General features: G+C 76.0%; 10 protein-coding genes. 4 read left to right on the plus strand and 6 right to left on the minus strand.

What is annotated here, in order from left to right:
• Positions 1–30: 30 nt before the first annotated feature.
• Both ABZ793_RS11080 and ABZ793_RS11085 read right to left on the minus strand, forming a co-directional pair.
• Positions 31–777: an ABC transporter ATP-binding protein gene (locus tag ABZ793_RS11080; protein ID WP_357455311.1), complete on the minus strand. Its 747-nt coding sequence runs from the start codon at positions 775–777 to the stop codon at positions 31–33.
• Positions 778–779: 2 nt separating this feature from the next.
• Positions 780–3,596: an FtsX-like permease family protein gene (locus ABZ793_RS11085; protein ID WP_357455314.1), complete on the minus strand. Its 2,817-nt coding sequence runs from the start codon at positions 3,594–3,596 to the stop codon at positions 780–782.
• Positions 3,597–3,694: 98 nt separating this feature from the next.
• Between ABZ793_RS11085 and ABZ793_RS11090 the strand changes: the two genes are divergently transcribed.
• On the plus strand, positions 3,695–4,300 hold the full coding sequence (locus ABZ793_RS11090) for a helix-turn-helix transcriptional regulator (RefSeq protein ID WP_357455317.1): 606 nt from the start codon (positions 3,695–3,697) through the stop codon (positions 4,298–4,300).
• Between the two features lie 20 nt (positions 4,301–4,320).
• On the opposite strand, the gene ABZ793_RS11095 is transcribed toward ABZ793_RS11090, so the two are convergent.
• Together ABZ793_RS11095 and ABZ793_RS11100 are read right to left on the minus strand one after the other, a co-directional pair.
• A complete protein-coding gene (locus ABZ793_RS11095; RefSeq protein ID WP_357455320.1) occupies positions 4,321–5,517 on the minus strand; it encodes a pyridoxal phosphate-dependent aminotransferase in 1,197 nt (398 codons plus the stop codon).
• A 31-nt stretch (positions 5,518–5,548) separates the two neighbouring features.
• Positions 5,549–6,061 (minus strand): MmpS family transport accessory protein, encoded by a 513-nt coding sequence (locus tag ABZ793_RS11100; RefSeq protein WP_357455323.1) that lies wholly within the window; start codon positions 6,059–6,061, stop codon positions 5,549–5,551.
• Between the two features lie 324 nt (positions 6,062–6,385).
• Here ABZ793_RS11100 and glmS point away from each other — a divergent pair, with 324 nt between their 5' ends.
• Positions 6,386–8,299: a glutamine--fructose-6-phosphate transaminase (isomerizing) gene (gene glmS, locus ABZ793_RS11105; RefSeq protein ID WP_357455326.1), complete on the plus strand. Its 1,914-nt coding sequence runs from the start codon at positions 6,386–6,388 to the stop codon at positions 8,297–8,299.
• Positions 8,300–8,411: 112 nt separating this feature from the next.
• Here glmS and ABZ793_RS11110 read toward each other — a convergent pair whose 3' ends face one another.
• Entirely contained in the window at positions 8,412–9,995 is a 1,584-nt protein-coding gene (locus ABZ793_RS11110) for an alpha/beta hydrolase (RefSeq protein WP_357455329.1), read from the minus strand.
• Between the two features lie 185 nt (positions 9,996–10,180).
• Entirely contained in the window at positions 10,181–10,477 is a 297-nt protein-coding gene (locus ABZ793_RS11115) for a type VII secretion target (RefSeq protein ID WP_357455332.1), read from the minus strand.
• A 176-nt stretch (positions 10,478–10,653) separates the two neighbouring features.
• Here ABZ793_RS11115 and ABZ793_RS11120 point away from each other — a divergent pair, with 176 nt between their 5' ends.
• On the plus strand, positions 10,654–11,022 hold the full coding sequence (locus ABZ793_RS11120) for a holo-ACP synthase (RefSeq protein ID WP_350704088.1): 369 nt from the start codon (positions 10,654–10,656) through the stop codon (positions 11,020–11,022).
• Between the two features lie 50 nt (positions 11,023–11,072).
• Complete coding sequence (locus ABZ793_RS11125) at positions 11,073–12,542, plus strand: NAD(P)H-hydrate dehydratase (RefSeq protein ID WP_357455336.1); 1,470 nt, start codon at positions 11,073–11,075, stop codon at positions 12,540–12,542.
• Positions 12,543–12,545 lie beyond the last annotated feature (3 nt).

The following is a 12,545-nucleotide window of genomic DNA, read 5'->3' on the forward strand; positions in this document are numbered from 1 at the left end:
GCTCCCCAGGGGCGGCTGCCGGCGGCCGGTCTACAGGCGCAGGCCCGCGGCGCGCCGGAAGGTGGCCGCCGGGTCCTCGCCGTCGGTGAGGTCCACGTCCTCGACGATCCGCCCGTCGCCGAGGCGGATCAGCCGGTCGCACCGGGCGGCCACCGCCCGCTCGTGGGTGGCGAGCAGGATCGTCATGCCGTGCCGGTCGCGCAGGTCCAACAGCAGGTCGAGGATCTGCCCACCGGTGGTCGAGTCGAGGTTGCCGGTCGGCTCGTCGGCGAGCAGCAGCCCGGGGGAGCCCATCAGCGCCCGGGCGATCGCGACCCGCTGCTGCTGACCGCCGGAGAGCTGGGCCGGCAGGGCCCGTTCCCGCCCGGCCAGGCCCACCGCGTCGAGCAGCTCCCGGGCCCGGGCGGCGTGGTCGGCCCGCCCCCGGCGGGGCAGCATCGGTGCGATCACGTTGTCCAGCACGGTCAGCGCGGGCAGCAGGTGGTAGCGCTGGAAGACGAAGCCGACCCGCTGCCGGTACCGGGCCAGGGCCGCCCGGCGCAGGGTGGTGATCTCCACGTCGTCCACCGTCACGGTGCCCCGGTCGGCCTGCTCGATCGCGCCGATCAGGTGCAGCAGGGTGGATTTTCCGGAGCCGCTCGGCCCGGTCAGCGCCACCAGCGACCCGGCCGCGATCTCCAGCGACACGTCGTCGACGGCGGTGAGCCGCTCGGTGCCGCTGCGGAACTGCCGGGCCAGTCCGGCGACGCGGACCGTACTCCCCGTCGTCGCTGCCATGGTCACTCCTCTGCCAGTAGTTGTGCGGTGGGAAGGCGGCGCAGCAGCGCGGCCGGGACGAGCGCCGCCAGGCAGGTGACCAGGACCCCGGCGAGCGCCACCGTGGCGGCCACCGTCACCAGCGCCGTCGGCAGTTCACCGACCAACCAGGCCGCTCCGCCGAGCCCGAGGCCGGCTCCGGTGAGCGCCCCGAGCGCACCGAGCAGGACACCCTCGTAGCCGACCAGTCGGCCGAGCTCGGCGTCGGTCCAGCCGGTCGCGCGCAGCGTGGCCAGCTCGGCGGCGCGGTCCCGGATGTTCAGGTAGAGCACGTCGGCGACCGCGGCGGCGCCGAGCAGCACCGTGGCCGCCGCGGCGAGAGCATCGGCGCCGCGCACGCTGAGCGACACGGTGTCGCCGAGCAGACTGCCCACGATCGCGCCCCGGAAGGCGTACGCGGCGGCGGCGACCAGGGTCAGCGCGGCCACCCCGATGGCCAGCGCGCCTGCGCCGAGCAGGGTGCGGCCGGGGGTGCGGACCAGGTTCACCAGGGCCAGACCGGCCAGGGTGCGCGGCCGGCGTACCCAGCGGGCGGTGGCGATTGGTGGGCGCAGCGCGGCGGCCGGGTGGGCACGCGCGGCCCGCAGGGCCGGCGTCAGGCCCGCGACCAGCGCCAGCAGCAGCGCCACCGGTACGGCGAGCAGCGCCCGCCGCCAGTCGACGTCGATGCCCAGTGCCGCGCCGAGCGGGAACGCGAGGCCGACGGCGAGCAGTCCGGCGGCGAGACCCAACGCGGCGACCTCGCCGAGGATCAGCGCGCCGATCCGGCGGGCCGGCCAGCCCAGGCAGGCGAGCACCGCCAGTTCGGGGCGGCGGTCCCGGACCGCCGCCGAGACCGCGTTGCCGAGGAAGAGCACGCAGACCACCAGCACCAGCAGGAAGAGCGCGGCGCTCTTGCGGTCGACGGCCCTCGTGATGGTGGAGGCCACGCCCAGCGCCGACCAGTTCTCGTCGAGCCGCAGCGCGGGGCGGCCAAACGCGCCGGCCGGCAGCTCCACGGTCTGCGGCGCGGGGGAGGAGCCGAGGGTGATGTCGACGTCCAGACCGGTGGCCTGGGCGATCCGCTCGGCGGTCAGCCGGACCCGCTCGGCGGAACGCTCGCTGTAGCCGCGTACGTCGGCGACCCGGACCCGGATGGCGCTGATCGGCGCGGCGCGCTGCGGGCTGCTGCCCCCGGCCAGCAACTCGGGCACGCTGCCCAGGTTGGTGAGCAGCAGCGGCGGGGCGGACAGGTAGCCGGCCGGGTTGCCACTCGGCTCCAGCGGCCGGCCGCCCAGCGCGGCCCGGCTGCGCTCGTCGGCGCCGCGGGCGACCGGCGGCTCGTACGTCTCCAGCGGCACCTTGCCCAGGTCGCTGAAGCCGGCGAGCTTCTCCGGGTCGAAGAGGCCGACCGACTTCCACATCCGCGCCTGCGAGGTGTCTCGGGAGGTGGCCAGCGCGGTCAGCGGGCGGAACGGGGTGTCCTCGGTCAACCAGGGCTGGGGCAGCACGTTGGTGGTCTTCTCCTGCCCGTACGCGCCGGGGTTCGGTGCCGCCTTCCGGGGGCTCAGCACCCCGTCGGGCATCTGGTCGTACGTCGTCTGGCCCGGTTGGACCACCCGCAGAAGCTGGCCCCAGCAGCACGTCCGCCCGTCTGCGCCGGCCGCGATCTGGGACCGGTAGGCGGTCAGCGAGTCCCGCTCGACGCCGCCGGCCGGCACGGCGGGCGCGCCGCGCAGTGCTCCGGCCAGGTCGCCCGGGATGACCCCGGCGATGCTCCGGGACGGGACGATCCGGGTGTAGCTGGCGCGGATGGCGCCGTCCAGGTAGGGCCGGCTGCTGGCCAGCACGGGCACGGTGTGGAGGACGGATCCGGGCTGCCGCTTGACGTCGACGTCGTCGCCGGGGAGCAGCGGGCGTCCCTGCACGACCGCGTCGGAGAGGCCCACCAGGCGCTGCTCGGCCGCCGGATCGACGGCGGCGAGCAGGAACGGGATCGTGAGTTCCAACTCCAGCACCAGACGTGGGGTGGACTGCGACGATTGGGCACCCGGTGCCGCCTGCTGCCCGCGCTGGAATTTGCCGTCCGGCAGCAGTCGGACGCCCTCGACCGACCAGACCTCCCGCTCGGTCAGGTTGGCGAGGCCGGGCGCCAGGCCCCAGAGGGGGTCACAGATCGGTTCGCTCCGACCGCCGGGCAGCACCTCGCGGGGCACGTCACCGCAGAGGTCTGATTCGTACCGGCGGCCGTCGTCGTAGGGGATGGCGTCGCTGTGGAACCCGCCGCTGGTTATCGGGAACAGCAGCGGATGCTTCGTGACGTAGACGTAGACCGGATGGGCCTGGGCTTTGGTGAGCCCGCGTTCGGCGAGGAACGTGCGGTCGACCCGGATGACCTGCCGGTCCAGCGACGGGTCGACCGCGTCGGTCAGGTCGACCGGCATCTTGATGGCCGTGGTGGAGTGGCCGAGCATCGCGATCGGAGCGGCCACATCCACCCCTTCGATGCCCTGCACCTGCTCGTACTGGGCGGGGGTGATGCCGCCGTACAGCCCGGAGAGGTAGTTGGGCCGGACCAGCCGCTGCTCCGCCTCCAGCGGCGTCCGCGCCCCCTTGGGACGAACCAGGATGTCGTACGCGGCGCGGGTGTCCCGCTCGACGGCGCCGGTGACGTCGAGTCGTGAGGTGGTGGTGGCGCCGGTCAGGACGACGAAGCCGGTGGTCGCCACCAGCACGCCGACCAGCAGCGCCACCGACCGTCCCGCACGGCCGCGAAGCTGCTTCCAGACGATGTTGAGCATGTCGCGCCTCCCCGTGTGCTGAACACACTGTGCGCGATACATTGTGACAATGCAAGGCCCATCGGGGTGGGCCAGTCCGGATCGGATCGGAGGAGACGGTGGCGATACAGCACGCGGTCCTGGCCCTGCTCGCCGGCGGCCCCAGCTACGGCTACGAGCTGAAGGGCGCCTTCGAGGAGGCGGTCGGCCCGCAGTGGGGCCCGCTCAACATCGGGCACCTCTACCAGATCCTCGACCGGCTCTCCCGGGACGGCCTGGTGGTGGCCGAACGGCACCCGCAGCCGGTCAAGCCCGACCGGGTGGTCTACGAGATCACCCCGGACGGCCACGCCGAGCTGGACCGCTGGCTCGCCGAGCCCAGCCCGCGCAGCGGCGGGTTCCGGGACGACTTCTTCCTCAAGGTGACCGCCGCGGCCCGGTCCGGCGACCCGGCCACCGTGCGGACGGTGCTCGGCAACCAACGCGGACACCTGATGCGGGAGCTGCGCAACCTCGACGGGCTGCGCCGCCGGGCCGACGACCCGGTGGTCGGCCTGCTGCTCTCGGCGGCGAGTCGGCACGTCGAGGCCGACCTGGCCTTCGTCGACGACGCCGAGGGGGTGCTGCTCGCCGACGGCGGGGCGGTGGTCGCCAAACTCCGCGCGGCCCGCTCGGAGGGGACGCCGGCGGAGCGGGGGAGCGGCCCGACCCGCGCCGCCGGCTGACGGTCAGGCGCAGGCGTCGGTCACCGCGTGCCGGTGAGCCGGCGCAGCCGGGTGACGGCCTCGGTCAGGACCTCCGGGCGCTTGCAGAAGGCGAAGCGGACCAGCCGGCGACCGGCCTCGGCGTCGTCGTAGAAGACCTGGGTCGGGACGGCGACCACCCCACACCGCTCGGGCAGCGACCGGCAGAACTCCACGCCGTCGCGCCCGCCCAGCGCAGTGACGTCGGCGGTGACGAAGTACGTCCCCTCCGGCGCCAGCACCTCGAACCCGGCGTCGGTCAGCCCGCCGACGAGCTGGTCCCGGCGGGCCTGCATGCCGTCCCGGAAGCCGGTGAAGTAGTCGTCGGGCAGGGCCAGCGCCACCGCGACCGCCGGCTGCAACGGCGCGGCGTTGACGAAGGTGAGGAACTGCTTCACCCGCAGCACCGCCGAGACCAGCGCCGCCGGCCCGCTCACCCAGCCGACCTTCCAGCCCGTGCAGGAGAACGTCTTGCCGGCCGAGGAGATGCGCAGCGTCCGCTCGCGCATGCCGGGCAGGGTCGCCAGCGGCACGTGGCCGGCGGCGGCGTCGGTGAAGACGAGGTGCTCGTACACCTCGTCGGTCACCGCGTACGCGCCGTGCTCCCGGCACAGCTCGGCGACCAGGGCCAGCTCGTCAGGGGTGAACACCTTGCCGGTCGGGTTGTGCGGCGAGTTCAGCAGCACCAGCCGGGTGCGCGGGCCGAACGCGGCGCGCAGGGCCGCCGGGTCGAAGGCGTACCGGCCGTCGGCGGCGGGACGCAGCGTGACCGGACGCCGGACCGCGCCGGCCAGCGCGATCGAGGCGGCGTACGAGTCGTAGTACGGCTCGAAGCAGACCACCTCGTCGCCCGGCTCGCAGAGCCCGAGGATCGCGGCCGCGATCGCCTCGGTGGCGCCCGCCGTCACCACGATCTCGCCGTCCGGGTCGTACTCCAGCCCCCAGAACCGGCGCTGGTGCGCGGCCACCGCCGCGCGCAACGCCGGGACGCCCGGCCCCGGCGGGTACTGGTTCTGCCCGGTGCGCAGCGCCTCGGCCGCGGCGGCGAGCATCTCCGCCGGCCCGTCGGTGTCCGGGAAGCCCTGGCCGAGGTTGACCGCGCCGGTGCGCACGGCCAGGGCGGACATCTCGGCGAAGACGGTCGTCCCGAACGCGCGCATCCGCGCCACCAGCGGGTCGACATCGGCGGTGGTCGTCACGCCCGCCAGCCTACGGACTCCCGGCCCGGGTTCAACCCGTCGTCCCCCTGTTGCAGGTGACCTGCCACCGGCCGCCGTCCGCGGCTACGGCCCGGCCGTCGACGGTGATGCGGCAGCCGATCGCGCGGTTCCGGTCGGGGCCGGTGGCCAGCACCATCACCCGCTCGGCGTCGTGTGCGCGCAACCGCATCCGCCAGGGCAGGGTGACTCCTTCGGTCTGGACGAAGTCACCGTTGGCGTCGTAGTACTCCACGTCGGCTGGCCCGCGGCCGGTCACCTCGTAGACGACGGTGACCGTGCCCGGTCCGTCGGAGGGCGTCCGTGCCGGTGCGGCAGTCCGTACCGGCACGGCCGGCGGAGTCGTCGGGGCCGGCTCCGCCGTCGGCCACCCGCCGCCTGTCGGTTGCTGGTACGGGAGAGGCAGGTGGGCGAGCGGGCGGTCCGGGTCGCCCCCGTCGACGGTGCTGACAAGGCGGTCGGCGAGGCCGAGGCAGGCGCAGATGCCGAAGACGACGACCGCGCCGGCGGCGACGCCGAAGTCCACCGCGGGAGGGCGCTTGCCCGACGCACGCGGGCCGGAGGGGGCCGTTTCGGGTGCGGACGGGCCTGCCGGCGGGGTCGGCTCGGGCGGCGGCGTGGCGTGGGACATGGCTGTGCTCCGGGGAAGGCGGGCGGGGCGCGGCCGTCAGGGTGCCGTACGCGGCCGACGCGGGCAAGCCACCATCCCGTGCCGGTTTCGCCCCCGGGCGTACGGGTGTGGCTGTTTGTCCTCCCGGATCCCGCCCGTTACCCGATCGCTCAAATTCAGTGATTGTTTACCCGGCTTTCGCGCACGCACGATGAGCGAAGCTGGGTTAGGCTGCGGGACATGTGTGGAATCGTGGGTTACGCCGGCGCGCGCCCGGCGCTCGGAATCGTGCTCGACGGACTGCGGCGGCTGGAGTACCGCGGCTACGACTCGGCCGGCGTCGCCATCGTCTGCGACGGCGAGCTGCTGACCGAGAAGAAGGCCGGCAAGCTCGCCAACCTGGAGAAGGTGCTCTCCGAGCGGGCCGCCGAGGACCCGACGTCCTGCGCGGCCAGCCCCATCGGCATCGGGGACGGCACCACCGGCATCGGGCACACCCGGTGGGCCACCCACGGCGGCCCGACCGACCGCAACGCCCACCCGCACCTCGCCCCCGACGGCCGCGTCGCCGTGATCCACAACGGCATCATCGAGAACTTCGCGAAGCTCCGCGCCGAGCTGGAGGCCGACGGCGTCCAGTTCACCAGCGACACCGACACCGAGTGCGCGGCGCACCTGCTCTCCGCCGCACTGGCCGACCTGCGCGCCGCCGGCCACCCCGAGGGCCCACAGCTGCTCGCCGCCGGCATGCGAGTGGTCTGCCAGCGTCTGGAGGGCGCGTTCACCCTGCTCGCCGTCGACGCCGCGGTGCCCGGCGCCGTCGTCGGCGCCCGCCGCAACTCACCGCTGGTCGTCGGCCGGGGCGACGGGGAGAACTACCTCGCCAGCGACGTGGCCGCGTTCATCGAGCACACCCGGGACGCGGTGGAGCTGGGCCAGGACCAGATCGTCCTCATCACCGGTGACACCATCGAGATCACCGACTTCTCGGGCCAGCCCGCCAGCGGCAAGGACTTCCACATCGACTGGGACTCCTCGGCCGCCGAGAAGGGCGGCTACGACTGGTTCATGCTCAAGGAGATCGAGGAGCAGCCCCAGGCCATCGCCGACACCCTGCTCGGCCGGCTCACCGACACCGGCGAGATCATGCTCGACGAGGTCCGCCTCAGCGACCAGGACCTGCGCGACGTCGACAAGATCTTCATCGTCGCCTGCGGCACCGCCTACCACTCCGGCCTGGTCGCCAAGTACGCCATCGAGCACTGGACCCGGATCCCCTGCGAGGTGGAGCTGGCCAGCGAGTTCCGCTACCGCGACCCGGTTCTCGACCGGTCCACGCTGATCGTCGTGATCTCGCAGTCCGGCGAGACGATGGACACGCTGATGGCGCTGCGGCACGCCAAGGAGCAGAAGGCCCGCGTCCTGGCCATCTGCAACACCAACGGCTCCACCATTCCCCGCGAGTCCGACGCCGTCCTCTACACCCACGGCGGCCCCGAGATCGCCGTCGCCTCGACCAAGGCGTTCCTGACCCAGCTCGTCGCGTGCTACCTGATCGGCCTGCACCTGGCCCAGGTGCGGGGGATCAAGTTCGCCGACGAGGTGGCCGCCGTCGTCGAGCAGCTCCACCGGATGCCGGGCAAGCTGCGCGAGCTGCTGGACCGCATCGAGCCGGTCCGTGAGCTGGCCCGCGACCTCAAGACCGAGCCGACCGTGCTGTTCATCGGCCGGCACGTCGGCTACCCGGTGGCCCTGGAAGGCGCGCTCAAGCTCAAGGAGCTGGCGTACATGCACGCCGAGGGCTTCGCCGCCGGCGAGCTGAAGCACGGCCCGATCGCCCTGATCGACAAGGGCACCCCGGTGATCTGCATCGTGCCGTCGCCCGTCGGCCGGGGCATGCTGCACGACAAGGTGGTCTCCAACATCCAGGAGGTGCGGGCGCGCGGCGCCCGGACCATCGTGATCGCGGAAGAGGGCGACGAGGCGGTCGTCCGCTACGCCGACCACCTGATCTACGTGCCGCGTACGCCGACGCTGCTCGCGCCGCTGGTCACCACCGTGCCGTTGCAGGTCCTCGCCGCCGAGATCGCCGCCGCCAGGGGGCACGACGTGGACCAGCCCCGCAACCTGGCCAAGTCGGTGACGGTCGAGTGACGCCGGCCGGCGGCGGGGCGCCCGCCGCGCCGCCGGCCGATCCCGGGACCCTGGGGACCCGCTGCCCGTCCGGGGGTCGTTCGTCGCCGAGGTCTCGCGTGGCGTCGCCACGTCAGCGGCCGAGCACCACGCGGGCCATGCCGTCCAGCGCCGGGTTGTCGGCCGCCCAGTAGCCGCTGTGCCCGTGCCGGCCGCTGGGGAAGGTGCGCCCGCCGAAGCCCGGGTGGGCCGGGTCCTGGCCGAACCACAGCTCGCGTTCCGGCCCGCCGGCCAGCCGGGCGGCCCCACCGAGCGGCGACGCGGCGAGCAGAGCCTGCCGGGCCAGCTCGTCCGGCGGCCGGGCGAGCCGGATCACGTCGTCCGGCGCGGTGCTCGCCCAGACCTGCTCGGGTGGCAGGCCCAGCTCGGCGGCGTGCGCGACCCCCACCCCGGGCGAGCCGACGAAGACCAGCGCGTCGGCGGCCAGCCCGTGGTCGCGGGCGGCCGTGCCGACCACCAGCGAGCCGTAGCTGTGGCCCAGCACGGTCTGCCGGCCCGGCGGCCCGTCGTGGGTCGCCCGCAGCCCCTCCTGGAACCGGTGCAGCGCCGGGCCCGCGTCCCGGGCCTGCCCCCACCAGGCCGCCTCGTGCAGGAAGTCGGGGGCGTCGTAGTCCAGCCAGAGCACCGCGGCGGTCTCCTCCTCCGGCGCGATGTCGGCGCAGCGGGACAGCACCCGCGCCGCCCGGCCCAGCTCGCCGGGTGCGTCGTCCAGGCCGGCGGTCGTCCCCGGCACGTGCGTCAGCGTCCGCGCCGCCCGGTCCGGGTTGCCCAGCGCCACGACCGCGCGGCCCTCGCCGGCGGTGTCCAGCCCCAGCAGGTACGCCCGGGGCGCCTCGCCGGCGGCCAGGCGCCCGGTCAGCGCGTCCAGCCCCGCCAGCGCCCGCTCGACCCGCAGCAGCCCGGCCAGCTCGACCGGCCCGCGCGGCACCCGCTCCAGCAGCCGGCGCCGCGCGGCGAGCAACTCCTCCCGCCGCGCCCCGAGCAGCAGGCGGTTGGCCTGGTCGCGGGCGGCCACCGGCACCCCGTCGAGGCGCCCGACGAGCGCCGCCTCGTGCGCCACCAGCCACCGCCGCTGCGCGGGGGTGAGCCCGGCCCACCACGCCCGTACCGCGGCCGGGGTGGTGCCGGGCGGGGGCCGGCCGGGTGGCGGCGGGGTGGCCCATGTCGACCGGGCGGCGGCGGACAGGGCGTCCAGCCGGCCGGCCACCTCCCGGTCGGCCGCCCCGGCCAGCGCCAGCGCCTCCCGGATCGCCGCGCCCACCCCGGCCGCGACCTGCCCCGACCGTGGGGAGGCCGGCGCGCGGGCGGGATCGGCGGCGACCCGCCCCTGTCGGTCGACCAGCAGCCCGGCGCCGTCCGCGCGCGTCACCGCGGCGGCGAGCCGGGCCTTCGCCGCCCCCAGCCGACCGGCGAACTCGGCCAGCACCTGGTCGGCCTCGATCAGGGCGGGGGAGACCGTGGTCAGCTCGGTGCGCAGCGCCGCGAGCCGGGCGTCGGCCGCCCCGCCAGCGCCGCCCGACCAGTCGGCGCGCAGCGCCGCCGCCCCGGCGGACAACTCGTCGGCCCGGCGCCCGACCCGGTCGGTCAACCCCCGCCAGGCCGCCCCGGCGGCCCGCCAGGCACCCGGGTCGACCGCCCAGAGCTGCCGGTATCCCACGGCCGTTGCCCGCTCGGCGGGGTGCGCCGGCCGCCCGGACGGCCCGGCTCGGCCCGGTGCCCGCTCGGCGGGGTGCGCCGGCCGCCCGGACGGGCCCGCTCGGCTCACCGCGGGTGGTGCCGGCGCAGCTCCGGTCACCAGTGGTGCCGACCCGGCTCCGCCCGCCGTCGGTCGTGCCGGCGCGGTCACCGGTGGAGGGCGGCGAACCGGCCGGCCGCCCGGTCGTCCACCGACTCGTACGCCTCGGCCGCCGCCCGCACCGCCCCGGCCGTCGCGGCCACCTGGGCGCCGAGCGCGCCGAACCAGGAGTGCACCGCCGACTCCAGCCCGGTCAGCGCCGCCCCGGCCGCCCACTCCGTGGCCGGCACCACCAGCCCGGTCACCCCGGCCAGCCCGTGCCCCAGCCGGTACGCGTCGTCGCCGAGCGCGCTCGCCGCCCGGCGCAGCGCGTCGGGCCGTACGGTGATCGGCTCCTCGGTCATCCTCGGCCCCCGTGCCTCGCGGAACATCGACGACCGGAACGCTAGGCGGCGTCCACACCCCCGCAGGCACCCTGTGGACGACGGCCCCGGCGGACGGACACCCGCCGTCCACAGGCGTTGCCCGGCCCCGAGCCGGCGGCTAATGTGCGGCCGCCCGCGCCGGTAGGGTGAGCCCCGTGATCGTCGCTGTCGGCATCGACGTCGTCCTGGTCGAGCGGTTCGCCCGGGCCCTGGCGCGGACGCCGCTGCTCGCCGACCGGCTCTTCACGGAGGCCGAGCGCTACACCAGCTCCGGCAACCCGCGTTCGCCGGAGTCGCTGGCCGCCCGGTTCGCGGCCAAGGAGGCGGTCGCCAAGGCGCTCGGCGCGCCGGCCGGGCTGAGCTGGCACGACTGCGAGATCGTGCCGGACCCGGACGGCCGCCCCTGGCTGACCGTCTCCGGCACGGTCGCGGCGGCGGCCACCGAGCGCGGGGTCAACCGCTGGCATCTCTCGTTGTCCCACGACGGCGGGATCGCCTCGGCCATGGTGGTCGCGGAACGGTGATCGGAGCGCGCCGACCTGGCGCGCCGGGAAGGTCGGACGGGGGCGGTGGCGTGAGACCGGTGTGGCGGGTCGCGGACGTACGCGCGGCGGAGGCGGGGCTGGCCGCCGCCCTTCCGCCCGGGACGCTGATGAAGCGGGCCGCCGCCGGGCTGGCCCGCCGCTGCGCGCTGCTGCTCGCCGACCGGGGCGGGGTCTACGCCGCCCGGGTGCTGCTGCTGGTCGGCTCCGGCGACAACGGCGGCGACACGCTCCTGGCCGGCGCGCACCTGGCCCGTCGCGGCGCGGCCGTGTCGGCGCTGTTGCTCAGCCCCGGCCGGGCGCACGCCGAGGGGCTGGCCGCGCTGCGGGCCGCCGGGGGGCGGATCGTGGACCGGCCGCCGGCGACGGTCGACATGGTGCTGGACGGCATCGTCGGGATCGGCGGGCGGGGCGGGCTCCGGGACACCGCCGACCAGCTCGCCGCCAGCCTGGTGCGGCACTGCGGGCGCGACGGCGCCCCCGCCACCGTGGTCGCGGTGGACGTGCCCAGCGGTGTCGCGGTCGACACCGGGGACGTGCCGCTGACCGCCGCCGGGCGGCCGAGCGCCGTCCGCGCCGACGTGACGGTCGCGTTCGGCGCGCTGAAGCCCGCGCTGGTGGTGGGCCCGGCCGCCGCGCTCGCCGGTCAGGTGGAACTGGTCGACATCGGGCTGGAGCCGTGGCTGCGCGGCAGCCCCGCGCTGCGCGTGACCGAGTGGTCGGACGTCGTGGACTGGTGGCCCCGGCTCGGCCCGGCGTCGGAGAAGTACGCCCGGGGCGTGGTGGGTGTCGCCACCGGCTCGGCCACCTACCCCGGCGCGGCGGTGCTCTCGGTCGCCGGGGCGCTGGCCGGCCCGACCGGCATGGTCCGCTACGCCGGCTCCGCCCGGGCCGACGTGCTGCACCGGCACCCCTCGGTGATCGCGACCGACCGGGTCGCCGACGCGGGGCGGGTGCAGGCCTGGGTCTGCGGCTCCGGGCTGGGCACCGGCGAGGAGGCGGCCCGGGAACTGCGCGCGGTGCTCTCCGCCCCGGTGCCCGTGGTGCTCGACGCCGACGCGCTGACCCTGCTGGTCGACGGCTCGCTCGCCGACCGGCTGCGCAGGCGGGACGCCCCGATCGTGGTCACCCCGCACGACCGCGAGTTCACCCGGCTCTGCGGCGAGACGCCGGGCGCCGACCGGGTGGCGGCCACGCTGCGCCTGGCCGCCTGGATGAACGCCGTGGTGCTGCTCAAGGGCGACCGCACGGTGATCGGCACGCCGGACGGCCGGGCGTACGTCAACCCGACCGGCACGGCGGCGCTGGCCACCGGGGGCACCGGCGACGTGCTGGCCGGGCTGCTCGGCTCGCTGCTCGCGGCCGGGCTGGCGCCGGAGCGCGCGGCGGCCTCGGCCGCGTACCTGCACGGGCTGGCCGGTCGGGAGGCGGCCCGGGGCGGGCCGGTGACCGCGCCCGACGTGGCCGACGCCCTCCGCCCGGTCCTCGCCCGTCTCGGCTGACTG

It is taken from the genome of Micromonospora sp. NPDC047465 (assembly GCF_040643125.1).
Lineage (GTDB): Bacteria > Actinomycetota > Actinomycetes > Mycobacteriales > Micromonosporaceae > Micromonospora.

Bases quoted from the DNA above. Each gene is read 5' to 3' on its own strand.
- ABZ793_RS11080 (WP_357455311.1), bottom strand. From the start codon at position 777: ATGGCAGCGACGACGGGGAGTACGGTCCGCGTCGCCGGACTGGCCCGG.
- ABZ793_RS11085 (WP_357455314.1), bottom strand. From the start codon at position 3,596: ATGCTCAACATCGTCTGGAAGCAGCTTCGCGGCCGTGCGGGACGGTCG.
- glmS (WP_357455326.1), top strand. From the start codon at position 6,386: ATGTGTGGAATCGTGGGTTACGCCGGCGCGCGCCCGGCGCTCGGAATC.
- ABZ793_RS11115 (WP_357455332.1), bottom strand. From the start codon at position 10,477: ATGACCGAGGAGCCGATCACCGTACGGCCCGACGCGCTGCGCCGGGCG.